Origin of the sequence: Blastopirellula marina DSM 3645, from assembly GCF_000153105.1 — a bacterium.
Classification (GTDB): Bacteria; Planctomycetota; Planctomycetia; order Pirellulales; family Pirellulaceae; genus Blastopirellula; species Blastopirellula marina.
In genome coordinates this window covers 3,604,148-3,627,988 of the sequence record NZ_CH672376.1, presented here as the reverse complement: position 1 = coordinate 3,627,988, position 23,841 = coordinate 3,604,148, and the positions used below count along the sequence as shown (strand labels likewise).

The 23,841-nt window shown below is 58.0% G+C and carries 20 protein-coding genes; 13 read left to right on the top strand and 7 right to left on the bottom strand.

The features are described 5' to 3' along the window. Window positions 1-219 precede the first annotated feature (219 nt). Window positions 220-981 carry a 3-keto-disaccharide hydrolase gene (locus tag DSM3645_RS16510; protein ID WP_002653382.1) on the top strand — a complete coding sequence of 254 codons (762 nt, stop codon included), beginning with the start codon at window positions 220-222 and terminating at the stop codon, window positions 979-981. A gap of 128 nt (window positions 982-1,109) precedes the next feature. On the opposite strand, the gene DSM3645_RS16505 is transcribed toward DSM3645_RS16510, so the two are convergent. The 5 genes from DSM3645_RS16505 to DSM3645_RS16485 form a co-directional block, all read right to left on the bottom strand. Next, complete coding sequence (locus tag DSM3645_RS16505; RefSeq protein ID WP_002653381.1) at window positions 1,110-2,114, bottom strand: FAD:protein FMN transferase; 1,005 nt, start codon at window positions 2,112-2,114, stop codon at window positions 1,110-1,112. Between the two features lie 366 nt (window positions 2,115-2,480). Then, complete coding sequence (locus DSM3645_RS16500) at window positions 2,481-3,353, bottom strand: carbonic anhydrase (protein WP_161603361.1); 873 nt, start codon at window positions 3,351-3,353, stop codon at window positions 2,481-2,483. A 119-nt stretch (window positions 3,354-3,472) separates the two neighbouring features. Beyond that, a complete protein-coding gene (locus DSM3645_RS16495; RefSeq protein ID WP_002653379.1) occupies window positions 3,473-3,802 on the bottom strand; it encodes a P-II family nitrogen regulator in 330 nt (109 codons plus the stop codon). A gap of 102 nt (window positions 3,803-3,904) precedes the next feature. Continuing rightward, window positions 3,905-5,704: a sodium-dependent bicarbonate transport family permease gene (locus DSM3645_RS16490; RefSeq protein WP_002653378.1), complete on the bottom strand. Its 1,800-nt coding sequence runs from the start codon at window positions 5,702-5,704 to the stop codon at window positions 3,905-3,907. A 202-nt stretch (window positions 5,705-5,906) separates the two neighbouring features. Then, window positions 5,907-6,344, bottom strand: a complete 438-nt coding sequence (locus tag DSM3645_RS16485) for a hypothetical protein (RefSeq protein ID WP_002653377.1) — start codon at window positions 6,342-6,344, stop codon at window positions 5,907-5,909. A gap of 474 nt (window positions 6,345-6,818) precedes the next feature. Here DSM3645_RS16485 and DSM3645_RS16480 point away from each other — a divergent pair, with 474 nt between their 5' ends. Next, window positions 6,819-7,490 carry a response regulator transcription factor gene (locus DSM3645_RS16480; protein ID WP_040351902.1) on the top strand — a complete coding sequence of 224 codons (672 nt, stop codon included), beginning with the start codon at window positions 6,819-6,821 and terminating at the stop codon, window positions 7,488-7,490. 24 nt (window positions 7,491-7,514) lie between these two features. On the opposite strand, the gene DSM3645_RS16475 is transcribed toward DSM3645_RS16480, so the two are convergent. Then, on the bottom strand, window positions 7,515-8,939 hold the full coding sequence (locus DSM3645_RS16475; protein WP_161603360.1) for an OprO/OprP family phosphate-selective porin: 1,425 nt from the start codon (window positions 8,937-8,939) through the stop codon (window positions 7,515-7,517). Between the two features lie 192 nt (window positions 8,940-9,131). Here DSM3645_RS16475 and DSM3645_RS16470 point away from each other — a divergent pair, with 192 nt between their 5' ends. Beyond that, window positions 9,132-10,631: a sensor histidine kinase gene (locus DSM3645_RS16470; protein ID WP_002653374.1), complete on the top strand. Its 1,500-nt coding sequence runs from the start codon at window positions 9,132-9,134 to the stop codon at window positions 10,629-10,631. 474 nt (window positions 10,632-11,105) lie between these two features. Here the strand turns inward: DSM3645_RS16470 and DSM3645_RS28515 are convergent, their stop codons facing one another. Further along, window positions 11,106-12,461, bottom strand: a complete 1,356-nt coding sequence (locus DSM3645_RS28515; protein WP_085970163.1) for a hypothetical protein — start codon at window positions 12,459-12,461, stop codon at window positions 11,106-11,108. A gap of 214 nt (window positions 12,462-12,675) precedes the next feature. Here DSM3645_RS28515 and DSM3645_RS16460 point away from each other — a divergent pair, with 214 nt between their 5' ends. The 10 genes from DSM3645_RS16460 to DSM3645_RS16415 all read left to right on the top strand — a co-directional run bounded on the left by DSM3645_RS16460 (window position 12,676) and on the right by DSM3645_RS16415 (window position 23,787). After that, window positions 12,676-13,428, top strand: coding sequence for a hypothetical protein (locus DSM3645_RS16460; protein ID WP_002653371.1), 753 nt, complete (start codon window positions 12,676-12,678; stop codon window positions 13,426-13,428). Window positions 13,429-13,651: 223 nt separating this feature from the next. Beyond that, window positions 13,652-15,379 (top strand): GspE/PulE family protein, encoded by a 1,728-nt coding sequence (locus DSM3645_RS16455; protein ID WP_002653370.1) that lies wholly within the window; start codon window positions 13,652-13,654, stop codon window positions 15,377-15,379. A gap of 56 nt (window positions 15,380-15,435) precedes the next feature. Next, on the top strand, window positions 15,436-16,641 hold the full coding sequence (locus tag DSM3645_RS16450) for a type II secretion system F family protein (RefSeq protein ID WP_002653369.1): 1,206 nt from the start codon (window positions 15,436-15,438) through the stop codon (window positions 16,639-16,641). A gap of 39 nt (window positions 16,642-16,680) precedes the next feature. After that, a complete protein-coding gene (gene gspG / locus DSM3645_RS16445; protein WP_002653368.1) occupies window positions 16,681-17,082 on the top strand; it encodes a type II secretion system major pseudopilin GspG in 402 nt (133 codons plus the stop codon). Between the two features lie 29 nt (window positions 17,083-17,111). Further along, complete coding sequence (locus DSM3645_RS28505) at window positions 17,112-17,726, top strand: prepilin-type N-terminal cleavage/methylation domain-containing protein (protein ID WP_002653367.1); 615 nt, start codon at window positions 17,112-17,114, stop codon at window positions 17,724-17,726. Further along, window positions 17,723-18,298, top strand: coding sequence for a hypothetical protein (locus tag DSM3645_RS16435; RefSeq protein WP_237564834.1), 576 nt, complete (start codon window positions 17,723-17,725; stop codon window positions 18,296-18,298). The genes DSM3645_RS28505 and DSM3645_RS16435 overlap by 4 nt, the downstream gene beginning before the upstream one ends. Continuing rightward, window positions 18,295-19,296 carry a PilW family protein gene (locus DSM3645_RS16430; protein WP_002653364.1) on the top strand — a complete coding sequence of 334 codons (1,002 nt, stop codon included), beginning with the start codon at window positions 18,295-18,297 and terminating at the stop codon, window positions 19,294-19,296. Before DSM3645_RS16435 ends, DSM3645_RS16430 begins: the two co-directional genes overlap by 4 nt. Continuing rightward, on the top strand, window positions 19,293-21,008 hold the full coding sequence (locus DSM3645_RS16425; protein ID WP_002653363.1) for a type II secretion system protein GspK: 1,716 nt from the start codon (window positions 19,293-19,295) through the stop codon (window positions 21,006-21,008). Before DSM3645_RS16430 ends, DSM3645_RS16425 begins: the two co-directional genes overlap by 4 nt. Window positions 21,009-21,025: 17 nt before the next feature. Continuing rightward, window positions 21,026-22,609: a type IV pilus biogenesis protein PilM gene (gene pilM, locus DSM3645_RS16420; RefSeq protein ID WP_002653362.1), complete on the top strand. Its 1,584-nt coding sequence runs from the start codon at window positions 21,026-21,028 to the stop codon at window positions 22,607-22,609. Then, window positions 22,606-23,787, top strand: coding sequence for a putative Ig domain-containing protein (locus tag DSM3645_RS16415; RefSeq protein ID WP_002653361.1), 1,182 nt, complete (start codon window positions 22,606-22,608; stop codon window positions 23,785-23,787). The genes pilM and DSM3645_RS16415 overlap by 4 nt, the downstream gene beginning before the upstream one ends. Window positions 23,788-23,841 lie beyond the last annotated feature (54 nt).

The window sequence follows — 23,841 nt, the reverse complement described above, 5'->3', positions numbered from 1 at the left end:
TTCGACAATCGCATGAATGATTGTTTTGGTATTGCTCGCCCACGCGATCAGCCTGCGGCCTTTTGACCTCCTCCGTGCAATGGGATGCATTCGACCAAATACCCAGGTATCGCTTGGAACTCGGCTGAGGGGACGGATAAATCCCATTTCAAACGACAGCAACACTCAACTTGACCTTATTTCACGGCTTTAACTTCGCCGTCTTCCTCGGGAGTCACTATGAAACTTGATTTCTGTTTCGCAACTCGATGTTTGTTTGTATTGCTCCTTGCGCTGGGCTTCGCATCAACGCCTGGATATTCGGCCGAACCGATGCCGCCGGAAGGGTTTCGTGCTTTGTTTAACGGGCATGACCTGAGCGGCTGGTATGGGTTGAATCCACACTTAGCCGCTAAATTGGACGGAGAAGAAAAGGACAAGAACTTACGGACGCAGCGAGCCGAGTTTTCGAAATATTGGAGAGTCGAAGATGGGAGCCTTGTCAATGATGGAAAGGGGCCCTATGCGACTACCGTTGACGAGTTTGGTGACATGGAATTGCAACTGGAATACAAGACGGTGGCGGGGGCTGACAGCGGTATCTATTTAAGAGGCGCACCCCAAGTGCAAATCTGGGATTCGAACCAAAAATTCAACTCGAAAGCGCCGGACCGAAAACCTCATCTTGGTTCCGGCGGTTTGTACAACAATACTCCAGGCGCCCCAGGTCGCGACCCGCTTGAATTAGCCGATCACCCGTTTGGTGAATGGAATCAACTCCGTATTCGACAGATCGGCGCCCGGACGTGGGTTTGGCTGAATGGAAAACTGGTCGTGGACGATGCTGTGATGGAAAACTTCTGGGGGCGAAGCAAACCGCTTCCCTCGACAGGGCCCATTATGCTGCAAACGCATGGAGGCGAAATCTCTTGGCGAAATATTTTCGTACGCGAGATTGGGGCCTCGGAAGCCAAGGAAATCCTCGCCCTAACGAAGAAGTGACCACCCCTTTGTAGTCGGTTGTAAGCCGGGGCGCCGTTGCCGCGGCTTTACACGGCGTTGGCGAAGGTCGACCGATACGGCGGAGGAGCGATGTTGACGCCGGTTGGAGCGCTACGTAGAAAGAAACGCTAATGCGCCGCTAGCCAGGCATCGAGATTCGCACTTTTCTCGACGACCAATTTATCTTGTTCGAGCGTGGTGACGGCGGCCGCGTGATCGGGGTGTTTGGCTAGTGCGGCAAAGCCTTGCTTGGGGCCCAGAACGCTGATCGCCGATGCCCACGCGTCGGCTTGCATCGCGGTGGGGGCGAAGACCGTTACCGTGCGACTGGTCGTGACGCCGTATCCGGTGCGTGGGTCGAGGATGTGCGAGTACCGGGCGCCGTTAATTTCGACAAACTGATAGGCGTCGCCGGAAGTCGCGACGCCGCAGTTGGCCAGTTCGACGATCATTGCTTCGGCGCCGGGCTTTTTCGATTGAGCGACCGAGATCTTCCACCCGGCCGACTGCGGGGGCGCGGCGCCGATGGCCATGTCTCCGCCTGCATCGACCAGCGCCTGCTTCAGGCCGTGGTTGCGTAACGTCTGCAAGCCGGCGTCGATGATGTACCCCTTGGCGACTCCGCCGAGATCGAGACGCATGTGGGGGATCGTTAGCTCGGCCGTGTGAGACGCCGGGTCGAGCTTCAGCTTGGCGTAGCCGACGGTCGGCAAAAGATCGGCGATCGCTTGCCGATCGATCTGGCGGCGGCGCCGCATCCGCCTCCAGGCTTTGGTGAGCGGGCCGACGGTGACATCGAAGGCGCCGTCGGTGGCGTGGCTGATTTTTTCGGAATAGGAAAGCACGTCCCAGAGTTCTGGTCCGATCGGCGTTGTGCCGGGGCTGGCCTGGCCGAGCCGAGAAACCTCGGAGGTCGACTCGTAGTCACTGAGAATCGCGATCTGGCGATTCATCTCGACGAACGCCGCGTCGATCGCTTGCTTGGCGGCGGTGGGCGTATCGGCATAGACGATCACTTTCGCGACGGTTCCCATCAACGGGCGAACGCTTTCGAACCGCTGCAGCGGCGCCGCATGCGCGATCGGCAGAGGCGCGCAGAGGAGGGGGACGAGGATCAAAACGGCTCGAAGCATGGGGAACTCTGACTGGCGGTCGAAATTCGGAAGGGCGGTCTATTATACCTTCCGACTTTGAAGTTGCGCTGTTTGGCAGGTTCACCAATGATCGAATGCGAACAAAGGACCGTATACATGGATAGAATCAACCGAAAATCGTCACGCCAGCCCGCCAGCGCCAGCGAGGAAAGGCGGTTTGCGATCCAGAGACGGATTGAAGCGGCGAGCCGTATTCCCTCGCACGCTTGCGCAACGGGCGATGAAGAGAGAAAGTTCGCCACACCGACTGGCCAAGAAAAACGGCAACCCGCATCGAAGCGGTAGGGAGACTCGATGCGGGTTGCGAGAGAACGATCCGCCAGGGGCTGGAATCCTGGCAAACCGTTAACCGAGCGGTTGTCGATCGGCGGCGGTGACGGAGATCGCCGCGAGCGATTCTAAGAGGTCATCTTCTTCGGGCGCCTGCGCCAGGCCATCTTCCCATGCGTCTCCGTCCACGGCGCGAAGCGGAGGACGCACGACCGCGTGCGTCGCGATGTCGTAGACGCCATACAGAACGCTGACATCGGTTCGGTCAACGCTGTCGGCCAATAGTTTCAATTGATGCGCTGACGCTGCGGCGTTTAGCGTAGTCGCGACGTCGATCAGGCGCTTGCGATCGGTCTCGCGGCGGAAGTCGACGCCGATGGTGGAAGCTTGAATCGAGTGCGCGGCCAGGACCACGGCCGGATTGATCCGTTGCAAAATGCTGCGCAGTCCGACTGACGCGAGCCCCAGGTTCAGCCCCCAGTTGCTCAGGTACGAATCGACCGACGCAGTGACGGCGCCGCAACTTCCGTGCCCGAGCACGACGACCGTTTTGATGGTCGGCATGTGGCTGAGCGCATATTCGACGCTGCCCAGGCATTCGTCTCCCATCGTTTGGCCGGCGGTTCGGACTTCGAAGATATCGTTCGCCGACTGTCCGAAAAGCTGGCGAACCGGAACGCGCGCATCGGAACAACCGAACACCGCGGCGAACGGGGTCTGCTTGGGGACCTTACCCGGGGGGAACAACGTCTCGAGCGCTGCGCGACGCTGCGCGAAGTCGACCTCGTCGGTCGATTCGTTGCCGGTGTAGGCGTTGGCGATCCAGTGCCGGAAAGCCAGGTTCCCTTGTTCCAATGCTTGTTGTGCGGCGACTGCGTCGCTGGGACGCTGCATGGTCGTGCCTAGCGAATACTGACTATTGAGGTTGTAAGCGAAGCTAGAGAACACGGCGGCGCAATCCTTGTGGGTGGTTGCGAAGTCTATTTCGACGCGGAGAAAGGAGCCTGCTCGGCGATGCATCTCATGCCGAGCGGGCCAAAGAGAATAGCGTGGATCGCTGGCGGCGGCTACTGGGCTGCGCGAAACGATTGATCGCGTTCGTCGACTTCGACATGATCCGCATAAGCGAACAACGCGTATTGGCTCAGTTGAGCGAACTGGGCGGCATGGATCCAATCCAGGATCTTGGCCCCGATTTCGGTGGTCGTCACGATCTCTAGACGCAGCAAGTCGTCGCCGTTGTAGAGATCGCCGGTCACCGCGTGGTGACCTTGGCCATGACAATTCATAAAGCTATAGCTGCGGACTCCCAGTTCGGAGAGCTTCTCCAGCATGAAGCCTTTGAGCGCCGCGTCCATCACAATCGTGACGCGACGCGCGTTTTTGGTAGTAAACACGGAATATCTCCAAAGGTCGTTGTGTGCTTGAAAACGGAGGCTGTCGACCGACCCGCGGGCAGCCAAAATCGGCCGACAGCCATCCCATGATTGCGCTTGGGCCTAACTGACCGGAACGGGGAACGTGTCAATGACGAACTTCGCCATCTCGATGTAAATCGGAATGCCCAAAGTCACGTTCCAGGTGAACGTCAAACCGAGCGACGCCGCCAACGGCAACGTCGGGCTGGCTTCCGGAATTGCGATTCGCTGCACCGCCGGAACGGCGATGTACGATGCGGCTCCGCAAAGCACGGCCATCAACGCATACGTACCGGTTTCAAAGTGATGTCCCAGCGCCATGCTGTAGGCGTGCAGGGCGCAGATGCCGATGAAGGCGAACAAATTGGGCGCCAACAAGCCGAACACAATGAACCCGAAGCCGGCCGACTTCAAGTCTTGCAGACGGCGGCAAGCGGTGATGCCCATCTCTAACAGGAACAAGCACAACGCCCCTTTGAACATCATCACGAAGAAGTTGTTCGGGCCTTCGACGACATGCGGATCGATCAGGGCCTGACGACCACTGATGAAACCGACGACCAAACCGCCAAACAGCATGAAGAGTCCCGGGTTCAGGAAGACTTCGTGTAAAATCTTCGGGCTCAGAATTCCACCGCTATGAGCGGCCGCGGCTCCGACCGATTTGGGAGCAAGCTTCTTCGAATCGTCATGAGCATAGGGGTCCGCTTCGCCTGTTCCAGCCCCGTCGGACCAGGAATCATCGCCGGCAGGTCCCGAGTATCCGGCTTCGTCCGGCATGTTGCCCGAGATGTCCATTCCTTGGCGCCGCAAACGCGAGATCAGAAACAAACCGACCAGACAGCCGGGGATTTCCATGACCGCCAACATGACCGGCATGTAGCTGTCGTGGAGCATCCCCAAGGTCGCTAAGATGCCCAAGCAGGTCACAAAAGTACCGGCCGAGTCCGAACCGTAATAAGAACCGACGGTCACCGCATCGATCCGACGCATCGGAGTGAAGGTTCGCAGCATCCACGTAGCTGCGATTCCGATGACGCCGTTCACGACGAACCCCACTACGGCCAATCCGCCGGCGACCGCCAGTTCCGATGGAGCGAGAGCAGCCATCAGCTCGCCGCCGTGCCAACCGATCGCTACTAACAAATAGATGGTCAAGCTTTGATACAAAGCTTTCGGGAATTCAAAGGGGACATGCAACAGCGGAATCGCGAAGCCCATGAAGAAGAAGAGCAACAACGGTTGGAACAAGTTGGCCACAAAGTTGCTCGCGATCGATTCCAACATGCCGACGTTGGCATGATCGACGTACGGCGACAAGCGGAGGATGCCTTGGGCGTCGGCGACGCGGGCCTTCTCGAGTTGGCCGCTGGTCACCTGCAGCGTGACGACGCGCGTCGGATAAAGCTCCGGCGCGACGTGTTCGGCGGCGGCTTCTTCCTCAGCGGCGACAACTTTCTCCGGCTCCGGCTTTTCGCCGCGGGGAACTTCGACCGATTGGACGCGGACCTTTTTCAAGATCTTCTCGACGTGACCATGATCGCCGCCGAGCGTAACCAGCGCGACATCGACTTCGTCGCCGGCCTTCAGGGTCGACGGGTCTTCAACTTCGACGACGGCGCGAAACTCGCGCATGCCGATCGGGCGATTTTTCAGTTCGTCCGCTTTGCGGGTCGCGACCTCCGCTTCGTTTTTCATCGATTGGCCCAAGACGACCGAAGTAACGGCGGAGGCTTCCTTTTCCTGGGCCTTCGCCGTATTGGTCAGCCAGTAGGCGCTTTGTCCGACGGTCACAAGGACAATCGCAAGACAAGCGCCCTTCCACCACCGACCGCGGCCGGTAGCGGCGTTTTGAGCAGAGCGATGCTTCTGCTTTCGCATACTTCACCTGTATAAAATTGTGGGGTTGGATTGAATCTGTGGCGGACTTCCTACATGAAGTCGACGCCGGCGTTCGTTTTGGTCGCGACAGGATCTCAAACTCGTAAGCCAAACGCGTGGACAGATGACTTTTTGAGAACGTGCAGCGGTGAATTCAAAACGAGGTTGAATAAGTGCATGGTGGGCATGAAGAGAGCGGCGACTAAATCGCAGGGGGCCCGCGCAAGAGAAAATTGTTCCGGCTTCGCGGCGACGGGGCAGCTTGTTCTTCGAGGATATGCGAAGTTGTGGAATTTCGCACAACGCTAGGGCGCAAGTCGATGGTCGCCAAAGGGAAGTCGGCGTCCGATTTGGACTGGGCGTCGCACTGTTCCGTTTCCGCCAGAGCGGGATTGTCCGAATCGAGACAGTTGACGTCGACGTAGGAGCCAGGCAAAGCGGCGAGAAAGATCACGCTCAACGGGACCGGAACAAAGCGTGCGAACTTTCCCCGCAGCAGCGAAAGCAGACCGACTAGCAGCAGCAAAACGCCGCTCATGACAGCGATTTCAAAATCAGTTCGCATCAGTTCGTAAGAAGACTCGCGCAGCAAGCTGAGCGGATCTCCTTCGATGCTGATCGCGACGTTAGCGGCTGCCATTGCGAAAACTTTGCGTTGCGGTAAGTCAGCGGAACTTGTATCGGTTTCTCGACGGCGGGCGTTCCCGTTCAGCAAACCTGCGCGGCGGCGTTGTGCGACAATGTCGCCGCCGCCGCCGCTCAGGTGCTGGGGACTGCTACAAGGCTTGCGTTACTTGTGCCGTCAGCGACGGATGTTTCCAGGCTTCGCGGTGGGGAGCGAAGCGGCGAATCCCTGCGGAGGTTATCATGGGGGGCTTGGGTGTGTTGTTTTTGTCGCGAAGACGAAATCCGTTTTCGCCCTTTGCAGCTGTTGAAGCGGTGCACTTCAACTGTGATGCAATTTTGCGTCGAGATGCCGGAAAGTGCAAAGGTCGTTAGAATTAAAAAACATTCATGTTCTCGCAGTGACGCTCCTCTCGTACGGTAGATTTAATGGTTTCAGCGGCAAAGTAACCGCCGCTTGGGATGTAAAAACGAAGCTCGGATCGCCGTAATGCACATATTAGTCGTCGAAGACGAACAACTCCTGGGCAAGTCGCTGTCACGCGGTTTAACCGAAGCGGGGCACGAATGTACGTGGACCCGCAGCGGCGAGAAGGGACTGGAATACGCCAGGACGCAGCAGTTTGACGCGATCTTGCTGGACTTGATGTTGCCGGGGATCGGTGGGCTGGAGGTCGTTAGAACGCTGCGTGACGAAGGTATCGGCACTCCGCTGTTGATTCTCACGGCCCTGGGGTCGGTCGATGATCGCGTCCAAGGGCTGGATCACGGCGCGGACGACTACATGGTCAAGCCGTTCGCTTTTCCAGAATTGCTCGCGCGGCTCAACGCGATGTGGCGCCGAGCCAGTCCGCGTCCGGCGCTCAACTACGAAGCAGGTCCCCTGGCGCTTGACTTGGGAAGCCGCAAGGTGACGCGCAGCAGCAAAGAGATTGATCTTTCGCCGTCGGAGTTCAGCATCTTAGAACTACTGATGCGGCACGCAGGTCAGATCGTCTCGCGCAAGATGCTGAACGAGCATCTGTGGGGACAGGACTGGAACGGCATGACCAATGTCATTGACGTCCACATCAACCATCTGCGGCAAAAAGTAGATCGCGGATTCGACGAGCCCCTGATCCATACCGTACGGGGCAGGGGCTACGTTTTGCGAACCGGCTAACGCACGTGCTCGCGTCGTCGTCGTTTAGAACGCTAACTGGCAGCGCGCGGCGAAGATGTTCGCGTGGCTGTCGCCCAATGTTGGATCGTTCAACATCGCATGGATGTAGTTGAACTGGAACTTGGTGAACTTGTTGACGTACCAGTTCAAGCCGAGCGTCGCGTCGTTCAATTGACGGCCAGGACCAGCGTTGGCGCCGACCCATGCGCCGTTGAAGTCTGCATAGGACCATCGCGCCGTCACTTCCCAAGCGCCGATTCCGCCGTAGCAAGGCTTCACGTCGTGGAAGGGAGTGATTCCGCCAAATACGCCGGTCTTGCGATTGTACGGCAGCTTCTCGCCGGTCAGGATGTAGCGACCTTGAATGTAGGCCGCTTCGATCGTTTGGTTCGGTCCGCCCAGCTGATCCAGCTGCAGCCACTGCGCTTCGGACTGGACGTAAAATCTTCCATAAGCGGCGGCCGCTTCCAAGCGATACGAGCTGACGTGGTTGGTCGGAACGACGCCGGTGTCGATGAACGGCGGCACGCTCGATAGAATGTTTCCTTGGAAGCCGGTGCTGTCGACGATCTGAATTTCAGGCTGCGAGGCGAAGCGAGTCGTATTCAAGGAGGGATCGACATAGAAGTAGTCGGCGCCCAAATGCACTAAGCGTTCGCCGTCATCCTGATAGATCGGCAGCATCGTATAGCGACCGACGAAACCATAGCCTCCGTTGTCGCCGGCGGTGTTGCCAAAGTTATCGGTCTGATAGCGAATGACCGAAGCGGCCCAGGTCATGTTTTCGCCTTCGCTGTTATCGTAAAAGCCGATACCGGTTTGACGGAACGGCGACATCGAAAACAACAGCGAACGTTCCAAGAATGGCAGTTCGCGCACGCTGGTCAATTCGTCCATGCCGAACGGCTGACGCCAGCGACCGATGCGAACGTTGCCCAACAGGGCGACTTCGCTAAAGTTGACCCAGACGTCGGTGAAGCGGGCCTGGCTGACCGCAAAGTCATATTCCATGTTGTAGTTGACGTTTTCGGCCACATTGCCGTTGACGCCCAGGCGCGAGCGACGGAAGCCGCTACCATCTTGAATGTCGCCCACCGTGGCGATATTCGCCTGATTTTGGTCAAACCAATCCGTGTCCAAGTGAAAGAACCCCGAGACCTTCACGGTCGGATAGGTCGCGGCCGGAGGGCACGGCGGTAGGCCGGCGTTGGTGTTGATCACCCAGCGTGCCTCTTCCGCAGGCGTCGAATAGGAGGCCTCGTGGTAGGGTGCGCTGCCGACCGTTTTTGCGGCGGCCAGTTCATTGCGCAACAATTCGATTTCGCTCTCCATCGAAAGGAGACGTCGTTCGACATCGGTTTCGACATAGGCTTCCTGCCCGAAGCTCGTGCGGACAAGCCCAATGCTGGCGAAAAGGAACAACAGGGTCGCGATCCGGCGTATGATCATGAAGCTTCCGACAGTTTTTGTTTTTGACATAGCGAGTGGGGTGTTCGATTTTCATCGGCTATCTCATTTGTCGATGTCAACTATTAAAATACCTTAAGGCGCCTGGTCTTCCCGGATTCACGCGATGCTAGCGAGCGAGTTTGCGATTCACGAAACATACGACTGTCTGGTTTTGAAATTTGTAGGTGAAGCATGAGTCCCTTCTCTCTCTGGATTAGCGAACGTTGGAAGGCCCTGCAAACAGCGTCTCAAACGCTGCGATTTCGGTTGATGGTCTGGAACGCGATCGTCGTCTTGCTGGCGGCGGGGGCGACGCTAGCGGGACTGCGCGAAGGGGTTCGCTACGCGCTCTATCATGAAGTCGATCAGCTGCTAGCAGAGGACATGCGGCAAATCGTATTGATGCTGAATGAGCGACCGATTGACTTGGCCGACATGCGTCAGACGCTCGAGCAGCATGCGGAAGGGCACCTGCAACATGGTTGGTTTGTCGCGTTTATCGGCGAGCAGTCGGACGTCATTTGGGCCAGCGCAAAAGCGCCGGACGTGGCGCTGCGCTATGCGAAGCAGATTCCTGACTCTCGGCCGATCGAAGTTGGTTCGATTCGCTTCGTGCAGCACCAATTGGGAAAACCGGAAGAAGGGATCGCGTCGATCCGTTTAGGAACCAGTCTGCGGCCGATTTGGGACGATCTGACGCGGGTCGATCGTCAGGTCTTGGTCGCATCGGGGATTGTTTTATTGCTCGCTCCGCTGTGCGGATATTGGCTCGCCGGGCGCGCCACCGAACCGTTGTCAGAAATGATCCGCGCGTCGGCCCGATTGCGCCCGAGCCATCTCGAAGAGCGCTTGCCTTGGCGAGGAACCGGCGACGAGATGGATCAGTTAGCGGCGACGATCAACGGATTGCTCGATCGAATCGCCGTGCATGTCTCTCGCAAACAAGATCTGCTGGCCAACGCAGCCCATGAACTGCGCACTCCTTTGGCGGCGATTCGCAGCAGTATCGAAGTCACGTTGAACGAGACGCGGCCGGTCGAAGATTATCAAGAGCTGCTCGGCGAGTTGATCGAAGAGAACTATCATCTTGAGACCCTGGTCAATCAGCTGCTGCTCCTCTCCGAAACCGAATCGGATCGGCGCTATTTTCATCTCCATCGGATGTCGCTCGACCACGCGGTCCAACGCTCGGTCGATATGTTCCGCGGCGCCGCCGAAGAGAATGGATTGACGCTCCATAGCGAAATGGAATCGTGTTGGGTGCGCGGCAATGTCGAGCATCTTCGCCAGGTGGTGAACAACCTGTTGGACAATGCGATCAAGTTTACGCCTGAGGGGGGGCGGATTGACGTGTTGATCGAAAAGTCGGCCGACAATTCGACGGTGGAGCTATCGATCGCCGACAACGGCTGCGGCATTCGCGAAGAAGACCACGAGAAGGTCTTTGAACGCTTCTACCGCGGCGATCGCAAACGCGTGCCTGGTGAACCGACGCAAGGGACGGGCCTGGGGCTTAGCATCTGCGCAGCGGTCATCGCGTCGCACGACGGCAGCATCCGGATCGAAAGTGCGCCTGACGTTGGCACCACCTTCCGCATCACGCTGCCGCTGTTTGACGCTACGACGATTGAAGACAGCGCCAGCGATGGCGAACTAACGGTCGGCGAATCGGCGAAGCAAGCGGCGAAGTAGCCGAACACGTTGCTAGAAGAGAAGTGCGCCTGGGTGAGCAAGTTGCGAGTTTCCTAATCATCCATTCTTTAGGCCCCACAGGCCTCGATAACATCGCCCGGGGGCTCGGTGCTGTTAGAACTGCTGGCGTTTGAGCCCGATTGCTCGGGATTTTTGTCCAACGTCAGTGTCCCGGTTATTCGCTTTGACCCGGGGCTGCGTCGCTTGCAGCGACTCCACCCCAGACTATGTTGGAACGGCCCGGCCGGACCTAAGAGATTTGCTATTTGGCAACTTTCGCGGCCCCAACTTGTCCGTCATTACGGAACGGCGCCATGTTGTTTCTTGCCCTGTTTTGCCGCGTTTCATCTTCTCCTCTAGCAAATAGCGGCCCTTCAAAGCTCGCGTGTTGGGCTACGCATGCCCAAGAAACAACATCAGCCGTTTGGCGAGAAACGGCTGTTGTCGAAAAATGGGGTCTTGGTTGTTGGCGAACTAGCGACGTCCGAAGCCAAAACCGCCGCGCGAACGATCGCCGCGTGACGGCGGTCCGCTGCTCCGTTCGGAAGGGGACGCCGAAGCGGTCGATGACGAGGAACGGCTGGACGACGAGGAGGAGGTTGATGCAGCCGTGGTCGCGGACCCGCCGCCGAGCGCTTCCTTCGCCGTGATAAAGCCGTCGCCGTTCAAGTCATATTTGGCGAACTCGTCCGCTTTGCTGTCGGACCAGACGACCGAGTATTCGCTCATGTGAATCTGGCCATCTTCGTCGGCGTCGTTGTTGTTAAACCAATCGGGCAACCCTTTGGGCAGACGCTCTAGCGGGGTTAAAAAGCGATAGGTCTCCACCTTTTGACCCTCGGCGCGACTGGACGCAAACGACGATCGGTTGGCGAAGCTCGAGATGCGGCTGGCCAGTTCATCGGTCGAGATCTTGCCGTCGCGGTTCTTATCGTAGTTACCGAGATCGCTTTTGAACCATTCGTCCTTTTCGAGATAGCCGTTGCCGTTTTTGTCATGCTGCTTTAGCAGGGCTTTCGCATTTTCGCGGATGTCGCCTTTGTCATCGGAACCGCGACGATCTCCGCCAGCGTCATCTTTGCCGTCATCGCGACCGGCCGAGAACCCAGAAACTCGCTTGGCCAGCTCCAGGCGATCGAGCTTACCGTCTTTGTTCAGGTCGGAGCCTTCTGGCGGAGTGCGCCAGCGAGCGCCTGACCATTCGTAGCTGTCGAGAAAGCCGTTTTTGTCTTTGTCGTAGCGGTCCAGCATGCTGGTGACGCTGTCGATCGTCTTCTGGTCAAACTTGTTTTCCAGGGCTATTCCGGTGTAGGGAGGAGGCGCGTCGAACCCTTTGGCCATCTCCAGGCCCGCTTCTTCGCCGAAGCCGGGAACAGTTCCCGATTCGCCTGCTTCGCGTTGCTTTTTCAGCGCGTTGGTCAGCTTTTCGATATTGACCGGGCCTTTGTCGCTGTAGCCCGCTCTTTCTTTGATTCGATCAATAAATCCGCCCCATCGTCCTGAGACTTCGTCGTCGTCCAGCACGCCGTTGCCGTTTTTGTCCATTCCCTTCAGCATGTTGGTCGGATCGAAATTTTTCCACCGATCTTCGCCCCCGCGGTCTCCCCCACGGTCATCGCCGCCGCGTCCGCCGCGATCATCTCCTCGATCTCCACCTCGATCATCTCCGCCGCGTCCGCCCCAGCCGCCGCGATCGCCGCCGCGACCTCGATCTCCTCCACGGTCACCGCGATCCCCTCCACGGTCACCGCGATCGCCGCCGGGACCTTGCGCCTGGGCGGCCAAAGGAAGGGAGAGAGCTAAAACGAGCAGCAGGAGGTAGTTTCGCATTGCGGAGTCGTCCCAAAAGGAGGGCCGGTAAGGAAGGCGATCAACAGAGATACCTATTATTAACCGAGCGGTCGATCGGTTGTTTCGGTTTTATCGGAATCAAGCCGAAATCGCCGGAACCTCGGGCCCTCTCGCGGGTTAGATTTACGGTGGTGATTCATCAACTAGCGCCTTACAAGGCGTTTTTCATCTAACGGTCGCGGAGAATACGGTCATGAAATTGCGATTTGCCGGTTTGTCGTTAATGGTTGCGGCGCTTGTGGTTACGTTCAGCTCCATCTCGCTGGCCCAAGGCCCCGGCGGACGTGGCGGTTTTGGCGGCGGTCCCGGCGGGGGCGGCGACGAATTTGGCCTGTTGAACAGCCCGCAAGTGCGAGAAGAACTGGAAATCCCCGACGCCCAATATGAAGAGATCCGCGAAATCCAAAATTCCGTTCGCGAAAAGATGCGCGAAGTCTTCCAGGGAATGGGCAATTTTCGCGACATGAGTGAAGAAGAACGGACCGAATTTCGCGAATCGATGCAGGCCAAAATGGCGGAAGTTCAAGCCGAAGTGAAGACCGAAATGGAGCAGGTCTTGCTGCCGCATCAGGTTTCGCGCTTGAAGCAAATCGCGCTGCAACAGCAAGTTGCCCGCAGCGGCGGACCCGGCGGCGGATCAGGCGCCGCGAATGCGTTGACCAACGAGCGGGTTGTCGAAGCATTGGGGCTGACCGAAGAGCAGATCGCCGAACTACGTGAAAAGCGGGAAGAAGTCGCCCAAGAGCTGCGTGAGAAACTGGCGGCCGCCCAAAAAGAAGCGGAAGAAAAGCTGTTGAGCGTGCTGACTCCTGAGCAACAAGCGAAGTGGAAAGAACTGCTCGGCGAACCGTACGAATTGCAGTTCGGCGGACGAGGCGGTCCAAATAACCGCGGCAATCAGAACAATCGTCGCGGTCGAACGCCAGCGGGCGACAACACCAACTAGGCGTGCGAGCGAAAATTGACCAGAGAACCCCTGGTTTGCCCGCACGGGCCAGGGGTTTTTTTGTTGCGGTTTGCACGTTTTGCGAAACTTTGACGCTATTTCCGGCGTTGGAAGTTAGTAGACAAACAAACTATCGAACACAATGAGTCATTCTGGGGGACGAACAGTTACAATAGGTTCCGCCTCCTCTTTTTCACCCCTTATCCCATCATCTGCCCCAATCATGGTTGAAGCCGGCGAAATCTTGGTGCGTCATGGATTGATCTCGGCCGAACAGTTAGAGATCGTTCGTCGCGAGCAAAAGCTTCCAGGTGACGCGATCGAGCGCGCTGTGGAGTTGGGGTTTGTCGATGAAGAAGACGCGCTGAAAGCGCTCGGCGTGGAAGTGGGGCTCGATTTCGTCGATCTGACCACCGCCGATATCGATCTCTCGCTGTTGAAAACATTGCCGCAGCGGTTGATCTATCGCCAGTCTCTGTTTCCGCTGCAGCGCCGCAACGGTAGCGTGATTGTCGCGACCAGCGATCCGTTTGATCTCTACCCGCTGGACGAAGTCGCCGCGGTCACCGGCTTATCGGTCGTTCCGGTGTTGGCCTCACGGGTCGAAATCGCCAAGCTGATCAAAGCCAATTTGGGGGTCGGCGGCGAGACGGTCGAAGGCTTGCTGGCGCTGAAAGAAGAAGACGCCGGCAGCGACATCGAACTGCTGGATGACATCGAATCAGACGGCTCAGAACTTTCCGAAATGGCCCAAGAGGCCTCGGTCGTTCGCTTGGTCAACGAGATCATGTTTGAAGCGATCGAATCGCGCGCGAGCGACGTTCATATCGAATCGCAAGGGAGCGGCCTGGTCGTTCGGTACCGCATCGACGGCATGCTGCACTCGCAGCCGGTCCCGCCAGAGATCAACTACTTTCAGGCGGCGATCATCAGCCGCTTGAAAATCATGTCGCGTTTGAACATCGCCGAGAAACGTCTGCCGCAAGACGGCCGGATCAAGCTGAAGGTGCGCGGCCGCGAGATTGATATCCGCGTCTCGATGATCCCGATGATTCACGGCGAAAGCATCGTGATGCGTATTCTCGACAAGGGTTCGCTCACGTTCGACCTACGCACGCTGGGAATGGACGAAGACGTCTATCAACAATTCAAAAGCATCATCTCGCTACCCCACGGCATCGTGCTGGTGACCGGCCCGACCGGTTCGGGAAAGACGACCACGCTCTATAGCTCGCTGCTCGAAATTCAAGACGAGTCGACCAAGATCATCACGACCGAAGACCCGGTCGAATATCAGCTGGACGGGATCAACCAGATTCAGGTCCATCCGAAGATCGGGCTCACGTTCGCCGCTTCGCTCCGCAGTATTTTGCGTCATGACCCGGACGTGGTGCTGGTTGGTGAAATTCGTGATAAAGAGACCGCTGAAAACGCGGTGCAAGCCTCGCTGACGGGGCACTTGGTGTTCAGTACGCTGCATACCAACGACGCGGCAGGCGCCTTTGCGCGAATGATCGACATGGGGGTCGAACCGTTTTTGATCGCCAGCACGATCGAAGGGGTCATGGCCCAGCGCCTGGTTCGCAAGCTCTGTCCGCACTGCAAAGTCGCCTATGAGCCGAAACGAGCGGAACTGCCGGCCGATTTTCCGTGGGATGACTTTATCGCGGCCGGCGGCAAACTGCACCAGCCGACCGGCTGTCGTCAGTGTCGCGGAGTTGGCTATCGCGGTCGAATGGGTATTTACGAGTTGTTGATCACGACCGAAGAAATCCGCGAGCTCGCGCACGAAGGGCTGAGCACGCACAAGATCAAGCAGATTGCCAAAAAGAACGGCATGCTCACGTTGCGACAATATGGCTGGCGCAAAGCGTTGAGCGGCGATTCGTCGGTCGAAGAGATCTTGCGAGTCACCAAACCGGAAGTCGTCGGCTCTCCGGCGCATGCCTAACCTGCTTGCTTCCTATTTCACGCTTTTCGATCCCTCTCATTTCGCTGTAGCCACCGATGCCTGACTTTACTTACATCGCGCGAGATACGACCGGCCGGAAGGTCAACGGCGTGCTGTCGGCGGCGACCGAGAGAGACGTGATTGTCCAACTGTCGGGCAAGTCGCTCTTTCCGATCGAAGTCAAAGCAGAGTCCAAGGGAAGCGGATTTCGGATCGGCGGCAAACGGGTCAGCGCTCAACAGTCGGCCATTCTTTACGCGCAGCTTTCTTCTTTGATCCGCAGCGGCGTGCCGCTGATGCGATCATTGAAAGTGCTGCGTGAACAAGCGTCGAACGTCGCGCTGCAGGAAATCTTGGACGACATCGTCAGCCGGGTCGAAGAAGGGGCTTCGCTCGATGAAGCGATGCGCCGCCACCCGAAAGCGTTCAGCGAAATGGCGACCAACATGGTTCGCGCTGGCGCCGAAGGCGGATTCCTGGAAGATGCGCTCGATCGCGTCGCCAAATTCACCGAAGACCAGGAAGATCTGAAGGGCCGCACGATGAGTGCGCTCGCCTATCCCGTTTTTCTCGGCGTCGTCGGCTCGTTCGTGCTTGGCTTTCTGCTGCTGGTCTTCGTGCCGCAGTTTGATGAGTTGTTTGGACGCTTGCGTGAGCGCGGCCAATTGCCGGCGATCACCGATTGGCTATTGTGGTTCAGCACGTCGGTCAAAAATTTTGGCGTTCCCCTTTTGATCGGCTTTGTCGCGCTGGTTTTTTATATCAACGTGCAGCTGAAGACCGAGACCGGCCGTCGTCGCTGGGACTGGATCAAGATCAAAATGCCGATGCTCGGCTCGATTTTGTTGTCGCTGGCCGTCGCGCGGTTCTGCCGCGTGCTGGGAACGATGCTCAAGAACGGCGTGCCGATCATTCGTTCGTTAGAAATCAGTCGCGACGCCGCCGGCAATCTGATCTTGGCCAAAGCGATCGAAGACGCTTCCGAAAATATCAGCGCCGGCGAATCGCTGGCGAGTCCCTTGTCAGCGTCCGGCTACTTCCCCCGCAACGTGGTCGAAATGATCAGCGTCGCGGAAGAGTCGAACTCGTTGGACACGGTGTTAGTCGAAATCGCCGATGGTCTCGAGAAGCGGACGTCACGTCGGCTTGATCTGACCGTGCGGTTGTTAGAACCAATGATGTTGTTGGTGATGGCCAGCATCGTGCTGGTCGTCGTCATCGCGCTGCTGTTGCCGATCTTCCGGATGAGCAGCAGCTTGTAAGCCCCTTATTTTGTTCAAACGTTAGGAGTGAGTTTAGCTATGTCGCATCAGCGCAATCGCCGTCGGCGCCGCGGGTTTACCTTGTTGGAAGTGTTGCTGGTCCTGGTGATCTTGGTGATTCTGGCCTCGTTCGCCGGCGTAGCTATTTTCAGCAGCTTCGATCAAGCGAAAGAAAAAAGCACGACCGTGCAAGCTGCGATGCTGGAACAAGCTTGCAAAACCTATCTCCTAAACATGGGCCAATTGCCCGAAAAGCTGGAAGACCTGATCGTCGCGCCGGCCGGATCGACCAAGTGGAAAGGTCCCTACTTGGAAAAAGAGACGCTGCCGAAAGATGCGTGGGACAACGACTTCAAATACAAGAAAAGCGCCAGCGGCATGCCTGACGTTTACTCGGCTGGCCCCGATGGCGTCGACGGTTCGGACGACGATATTCAATAAGTTGGACGTTTATGCAGACTCACCTTTCCATGCCAAAGTCACGACGTTCGAGCGGGTTTACTCTGCTCGAACTGCTTGTCGTGCTGACGTTGCTGGTGATTCTGTTGTCCCTCGCGGCGCCCAGCATTCTGGCGCCGCTTCGTTCGCAACGTTTGAAAAGCGCTGCTGACACCATCTGCGCCGAGTTCAGCAAGGCCCGCGTCGAAGCGATGGAATCAGGACGCGTGCGCATGTTCCGCTTTCAAAAGGATACCGGCAATTACCAGGTCGAACCTTGGCTGCGCGCGAGCGACACGCAAGAGAACAATCTGGTGGGCGAAGGAGACCGCGTCGTCGGGAATTCGCTAATCACGCAGTCGGTCGAAGCGGCCACGCGTCAGGCGGAGTTGCCGGAAGGGGTCGTGTTTATGGGAGAGCAGGTCGATATCGATATGCGATCGTATGAGACGACCGATGGACAAATCGCGGAAGGTGGTTCCGCCGACCAGTCGCGGCCCATTCTCTTTTATCCCGACGGAACGACGTCCGACGCGATGGTGGTGTTGAAGTCGGAAGATGGCTCGATGCGAATGGTCAAACTCCGCGGCTTAACGGGGATCGCCAAGATCGCCGAAGTCGAGAGCACGGAGGACCTTTCGCTATGAACGCAAGTCTTTGCAGGACTCGGTTAGCCGCGATAGCGGAGCTCTCGCGGCCAACCAGGGAAATAACGCAACCTCGCAACTTGCGCTGCGGGCTACGAAGAACGAATAACGTTGGTTTTTCGCTGCTGGAAGTGGTGTTGGCGTTCGCGATCTTGGCGGGCTCGCTGGCGGTGCTGGGGCAGTTGATCAGCATCGGATTTCGCAGCGCGCGCGAAGCGGAAGGGCTGACCGAGTCGCAGATGATCTGTCAGACCATCATGGACGAAATCATCGTCGGCGTCCGCTTGCCCGATCCGGTGCAAGATATCCCGGTCGACATGCTCAGCGAAACCAACATCACGCTCCCGGCGCGCGAGGTCGTTTGGTCGTACTCCATCGACTCGCAGCCGGCGACGATGGATGGTCTGTTGGCGGTGAGGGTTTCGGTCCGCCGCATCAACGCAACGTCGCTGGCCGACGCCGATCAATTTCAACTGATTCGCTGGATCCCCGATCCCGAAGCGGAACTCTTAGAAATGCCGGAGTCCAGCGATCCGAATTCGAGCAGCAGCGCGAGCGGAGGCGCGATATGAACCGCATCTCCCACCGTCGTCGGCGGCGCCGCGGACTTTCGCTGCTGGAATTGATGGTCGCCTCGGCGATCGCGGTCGTCTTGATGGCGGCAGTCGGCGCGGCGATTCATATGTATTCGCGCAGCGTCGATATCGGCCGCACCAATGTCGAAGAAGCGCAGCTGGGGCGCGCCGTCATGAAACTGATGGAAGAAGACCTCCGCAACTGCATTTGGAAGAACGAGATCGATTTCTCCTCGGTCGAAGCGATGGCGTCCGGCTCGGCTTCGAGCGCGGCTAGTTCGCTCACCGGAGGCGCGATTTCTTCCGACCTCAGCAGTCTCGACTCCACGGCCGAAACCGACGCGAGCCTGAATACGACCGATCTGGCCGCGTCCAGCGGTCCTGCGATGCAGATTGGTCTGTATGGGAACGCGACCGAATTGCAGTTCGATATGAGCCGCTTGCCGCGTGTCGATGAGTACGATCCCGAGTACGTAGGTTTCCGTTCGCAAAAGCTGGCCGATAAGCCGAGCGATGTGAAGACGGTCACTTACTATTTGTTGATTCCCGGTTCGGCCTATCAAGGGACCGTTGGCGAATCGCCCGATCGAACGGTCGAACAGACCGGCTTGGTTCGTCGCGTGCTCGATCGCTCGGTCACGCAATGGGCGCTGGAGAACGGCGATACCAAACAGTTAGACGCAACGGCCGAGATCATCGCACCGGAAGTCTGCTTTTTGAATTTCCGCTATTTCGACGGATACGAGTGGTACGAAGAATGGGACTCCTCGACGATGGGCGGTCTGCCGCTGGCCGTTGATATTGTGGTCGCGATTCGTTCGGCCGACGAGCGCGGCGGCGCTGACGACGAGGGAGAGGCGATCGTAATCGGCGTCGCCGAGGGTGACATGATCTATCGCCGGTTGGTTCGCATACCGATCGCCGTGCCGATTGATCCGTTGGCCGAAGAAGAAGCGATGATGGACTCCGGCTCTAGTTCGGAGGCCCCCCTATGAGTCGCAATCAACGAGGACAAAACCGTCGCGGCGCGGTGCTGATTGTCGTGCTGGTCGTCGTCATGATGCTGACGCTGGGCGCTTATGCGTTCACTGAATTGATGCAAACCGAAAACCATGCCGTTCAATTGACCGGGCGACAAATTCAAGCCCGCGCTTTCGCCGAGTCGGGCGAGTCATTTCTGGAATCGTACTTGGCCCAAGAGCCGGAATATATCACCGAGTTGGGCGGGATCTACGACAACCCAGCGATGTTCCAAGGGCAGCTGCTTGTTGATGATGAAGAAGATGAGCGACAGCGCGGCCGGTTTACGATTCTGGCCCCGCTCGTCGATATCGACGGCTATCTCGACGGAATCCGCTACGGGCTCGAAGATGAATCGGCCCGGTTGAATTTGAACGCGTTGCTGATGCTGGAAGAGCAATCCGGCGCCGCTTCGGAACTCGCCAGCGCCGCTGGCCTCTCGGATGCAAGCGGCGCTGCGGCGGCCAGCGGAGCAGGCGCGTCAGCGACAATCACCGGTCTGGCGAGCGACGAGGCGCTGACTTCCGGCAGCACCGGCCGGCAATTGTTGATGGGCTTGCCCGGCATGACTGAAGACATCGCCGACGCGATTCTCGACTACATCGACGAAGACGATGAGCCGCGTGAGTTTGGCGCCGAAGTCGACTACTACTCAGGGCTTGATCCTCCCTATGCGCCGAAGAATGGCCCGCTGGAAACGGTCGAAGAATTGCTGCTCGTGCGGGGAGTAACTCCGCAGCTCTTATTCGGCCGCGATGAAAACCGCAACGGCGTCATCGATCCGCAGGAACTCGCGCTTTCGCCTGACGCGGATCGTTTTGAACAGGACATGCTGACCGAGGCGCCGGAGCGGGGCTGGACTTCATTCCTGACGTTGTATGGGATGGAGAAGAACTACGGCGCTGATGGGGCTGAGAAAATCTTCATCAACGATGAAGATGTCGAAGCGCTGCACGCGCGCCTGCTGGAAGTCGTGCCGCAAGAGTGGGCCGATTTTATCGTCGCCTATCGCATGTATGGCGCCAGCACGTCGACTTCGAATGCGACCAATCAAAAATATGTCACCTCCGTCCAGTTCGATTTTTCGCAAGAGCCGAAAGGGACCTTTGCCAGCGCGCTCGATTTGATCGACGCCGTCGTCTCGGTAACTCAGTCAAACGGCGGGCAAAACTCTGGTCAGAGCGGCCAGGCGCAGATGATGAAGTCGCCGTTTCAGCAGCTCAACGCCGCGCAGTGGATGCCGGACTTCATGGAACTGCTGACGGTGAACGAGTCGCCGATCATTCCGGGACGCATCAACATCAATCAGGCGCCGCGTGAATTGCTGCTCGCGATCCCCGGCATGACCGAAGAAGCGGCCGAAGCGATTATCGCGAGTCGCGTGCCGGTCGCGGACGAAGAGAACCCGCTCCGCGCCTATGAGACCTGGATCTGGATGGAAGGGATCGTCACGCTGGACGAGATGAAGACCCTGTTGCCGCTGGTCAACGCCGGCGGAGACGTCCATCGGGCCCAAATTGTCGGTTATTACGAAGGTGGACTTGCATTTAGTCGGCATGAGGCCGTGATTGACGCTACTCAGCCTGAGCCGCGGCTATTATTGTGGAGAGATATTAGCCATCTCGGGCGCGGTCATCCATTGGAAGTATTGGGAATCGGCCTCGGATTTACAGGCGCAGCCAACTAAGTGGGAGCGTACGCCAAATGGCGAAATTGATAGGTATCGAATGGGACGGCAGCGAAATTCGCATCGTCGTCGCGCGCCCGCGTAGCGGAGGCGTGACGGTTGACACGGCGTTCGCTGCGCCGCGGACCAGCGAACTGGCGGAGTCGATCGCCGCCGCACTGGCCGATCGCAATATCGCCGTAGGACCGGTCTGCGTAACGCTGCCGCGCAGCAGCGTTGAGCTGCATGTGTTGACGCTGCCGCCGGCGCCGGACGAAGATTTGCCCGACATGGTTCGCTTTGCGGCGATTCGTGAGTTTACGGCGCTGACCGACGATTGGCTGCTTGACTATACGCCGATCGAAGTGAACGCCGTCGGACAAACGATCGTGTTGGCCGCCGGCATCTCAGGCAAAGGTCTGAAAGGGGTCGAGTCCCCTTGTTCGACAGCTTCCCTGGTGGTCGAGCATGTCGGCGTTCGGCCGCTGGCGGCCGCTTCGCTGATGGCGCGCGATCCGCATCACGCTGGGTCGGTCGCGCTGGTCGTTGAATCGAGTTCGGATGACATCGAGCTGACCATCATCGCCGATGGCGCCGTCGTCTTCACCCGTTCGACGCGCCTGCCGGGCGAAGAAGGGAGCGAAGAGCGACAGAAAGCGTTGCAGCTTGAGTCGCGCCGCACGCTGATCGCCGCTCGCAATCAACTGGGCGCGCATAGCGTCGAAAAAATCATTCTCGTCGGCCAGGAAGAATTGTCGGGAATGAAAACGTCGCTTGCCGCGACATTAGGTTTGCCAGCCGAGTTGTACGACCCATTCACTAGCCCCGCCGTGAAATACAGCGGCGCCGAGAAGCTGGTCAATCGGGGACGCTACGCCGGCTTGTTGGGACTGTTGGTCGATCAAGCGACGCCGTCGGTGCGATCGTTGGACCTGCGCAATCCGCGTCGACGTCCGGCTCCGCCGAGCAAGCGTCGTCAATATGTGACGTACGCAACGGCGGCCGCGGTCATCGCAGCGCTGGTTGTCGCGGTGATCTGGATGCGGCTCGGTTCACTCGATAGTGACATCGACGCCGCCAAGACGAAGCTGGCCGTTTTGAAAAAATCGAACGAAGCGGCTGTAGCGCAGCAAAACGACGTCGAGAAAATCGATCGCTGGCTCGAGTCGAACGTGCAATGGCTCGATCAGGCCTACTGGATGGCGACCAGCTTGCCGCCGGCCGAAGAGACGATCCTTTCTCGATTGCAGATGGACGCGTCGCAGACCGCTGGAGGCGTGATCATGCTGGACGGCTTTGTCGCCAGCGAAGGGGGAATCAAAAAGCTGGAGTCCTCACTGCGAGATGACCAGCACCAGGTCAGCAATCTCGGCAGTAAACAATCCGAAGTGACCGGTTACGACTGGAATTTCCAAGAGCGGATCATCGTCGCCAAGCCGACGACAACGCCGTTTGCTGAAGCGGAGCCGGCCGAAAAGAAATCGGTCGAAGAGCCTACGAATCAAGAACCCCCGAAACTCGAACCTAATCCAACGGAGCCAGCTCCTACCGAGCCGGTCAACACCGAACCCGCCGCTGACGACGATGTCGCCAACAAGACGGATGAGGGGGCTCAGTCATGAATCAACGTGAGAAGATTTTAGTTAGTCTCGTCGGTTTGCTTATCATTTTCGGCGTGCTCTATTTGGGCTATGGCCGCTATGCGAGCGCCTATGACCAACGCGCGAAACAGCTCGCGGCGCTGCAAGGACAAATCGATCAGGAAGAGTTTGTTGAAATCCAAGCGATCCTCGCCGCCCAGCGCTTGGCGACCTATCGCGATCACTCTCTGCCCGAGGATTATCGTGTTTCGCAATCGTTGTACTCCAACTGGTTGCACGAAAAAGTGGGCGAGGTCGGCTTTGAAGATGTCAGCATCAAGCCGCTGAGCGGAAAAAAAGTGGGGATGCACGCCGAGTATGCGTTCAGCGTTCGCGCGAAGGCGCCGTTGGCTCGCGTGACGCAATTTTGCTACGAATTTTATGCGTTTGACGTGCTGCACAAGATCAAGTCGATCTCGCTGCGTCCGCTGCCCGATACAGAGAACCTCGAAGTGACGCTGGCCGTCGAAGCGATCGGGATCCAAGGGGTCGATGATCTGGTGGACGCCAAATCCAAACGCCGAGAACCGCTCACGCACGGTCACTTGGCCGACTACCAGAAAGTGATTCTGGCGCGCGACTTCTTCCGCCCCGGCAACAAGACGCCCAAGTTGGTGTCGACCACCAAGCATACGGCCGAAATGGGGAAGACGTTCAGCTACGCCGTCAAAGCCGAAGATCCAGACAAGAAGGATCGCGTTTCGTTCAAGTTGGGCGAAGGCGCGCCGACAGGACTGCAAATCAGTGAGCGCGGAACGATCAGCTGGAAACCGAGCGAATTGGGAGAATTCAAATTCAACGTCATGGTGCACGACAATCGTCAACCGACCGTGATGGACTCGAAAGAATTCACGATCGCCGTCGTCGAACCGAAGCCGCCGGAAGCGAAGCCAGAACCGAAACCGTCGTTTGACGACGCCGCACATGCGTTTTTGACCGCGACGATTGTTTCTGGCGAGCATCCCGAAGCATGGGTCAGCCTGCGGACCAAAAACAAAATGCTTCGTTTGAAGCCCGGCGAGAAGTTTGAAATCGGCCAACTTCAAGGCAAGATCCTCTCGGTCGGCGACAAGATGATCGAGATTCAAATCGGAGGCGAAACCGTGCAGCTTCGCATCGGCCAACCGCTGAGTGAAGCCCGCAGTGCCGCCGAATTGTAGGACTTCTGTTTCCAACGCATGAAGTGGCGCAATTTTCCGGTTGGCCGCGATAGC

Bases quoted from the DNA above. Each gene is read 5' to 3' on its own strand.
- DSM3645_RS16510 (WP_002653382.1), top strand. From the start codon at position 220: ATGAAACTTGATTTCTGTTTCGCAACTCGATGTTTGTTTGTATTGCTC.
- DSM3645_RS16415 (WP_002653361.1), top strand. From the start codon at position 22,606: ATGAATCAACGTGAGAAGATTTTAGTTAGTCTCGTCGGTTTGCTTATC.
- DSM3645_RS28515 (WP_085970163.1), bottom strand. From the start codon at position 12,461: ATGCGAAACTACCTCCTGCTGCTCGTTTTAGCTCTCTCCCTTCCTTTG.
- DSM3645_RS16460 (WP_002653371.1), top strand. From the start codon at position 12,676: ATGAAATTGCGATTTGCCGGTTTGTCGTTAATGGTTGCGGCGCTTGTG.
- DSM3645_RS16475 (WP_161603360.1), bottom strand. From the start codon at position 8,939: ATGATCATACGCCGGATCGCGACCCTGTTGTTCCTTTTCGCCAGCATT.
- DSM3645_RS28505 (WP_002653367.1), top strand. From the start codon at position 17,112: ATGCCAAAGTCACGACGTTCGAGCGGGTTTACTCTGCTCGAACTGCTT.
- DSM3645_RS16470 (WP_002653374.1), top strand. From the start codon at position 9,132: ATGAGTCCCTTCTCTCTCTGGATTAGCGAACGTTGGAAGGCCCTGCAA.
- DSM3645_RS16480 (WP_040351902.1), top strand. From the start codon at position 6,819: ATGCACATATTAGTCGTCGAAGACGAACAACTCCTGGGCAAGTCGCTG.
- DSM3645_RS16455 (WP_002653370.1), top strand. From the start codon at position 13,652: ATGGTTGAAGCCGGCGAAATCTTGGTGCGTCATGGATTGATCTCGGCC.
- gspG (WP_002653368.1), top strand. From the start codon at position 16,681: ATGTCGCATCAGCGCAATCGCCGTCGGCGCCGCGGGTTTACCTTGTTG.
- DSM3645_RS16450 (WP_002653369.1), top strand. From the start codon at position 15,436: ATGCCTGACTTTACTTACATCGCGCGAGATACGACCGGCCGGAAGGTC.
- DSM3645_RS16425 (WP_002653363.1), top strand. From the start codon at position 19,293: ATGAGTCGCAATCAACGAGGACAAAACCGTCGCGGCGCGGTGCTGATT.
- DSM3645_RS16490 (WP_002653378.1), bottom strand. From the start codon at position 5,704: ATGCGAAAGCAGAAGCATCGCTCTGCTCAAAACGCCGCTACCGGCCGC.
- pilM (WP_002653362.1), top strand. From the start codon at position 21,026: ATGGCGAAATTGATAGGTATCGAATGGGACGGCAGCGAAATTCGCATC.
- DSM3645_RS16505 (WP_002653381.1), bottom strand. From the start codon at position 2,114: ATGCTTCGAGCCGTTTTGATCCTCGTCCCCCTCCTCTGCGCGCCTCTG.
- DSM3645_RS16435 (WP_237564834.1), top strand. From the start codon at position 17,723: ATGAACGCAAGTCTTTGCAGGACTCGGTTAGCCGCGATAGCGGAGCTC.
- DSM3645_RS16485 (WP_002653377.1), bottom strand. From the start codon at position 6,344: ATGGCAGCCGCTAACGTCGCGATCAGCATCGAAGGAGATCCGCTCAGC.
- DSM3645_RS16430 (WP_002653364.1), top strand. From the start codon at position 18,295: ATGAACCGCATCTCCCACCGTCGTCGGCGGCGCCGCGGACTTTCGCTG.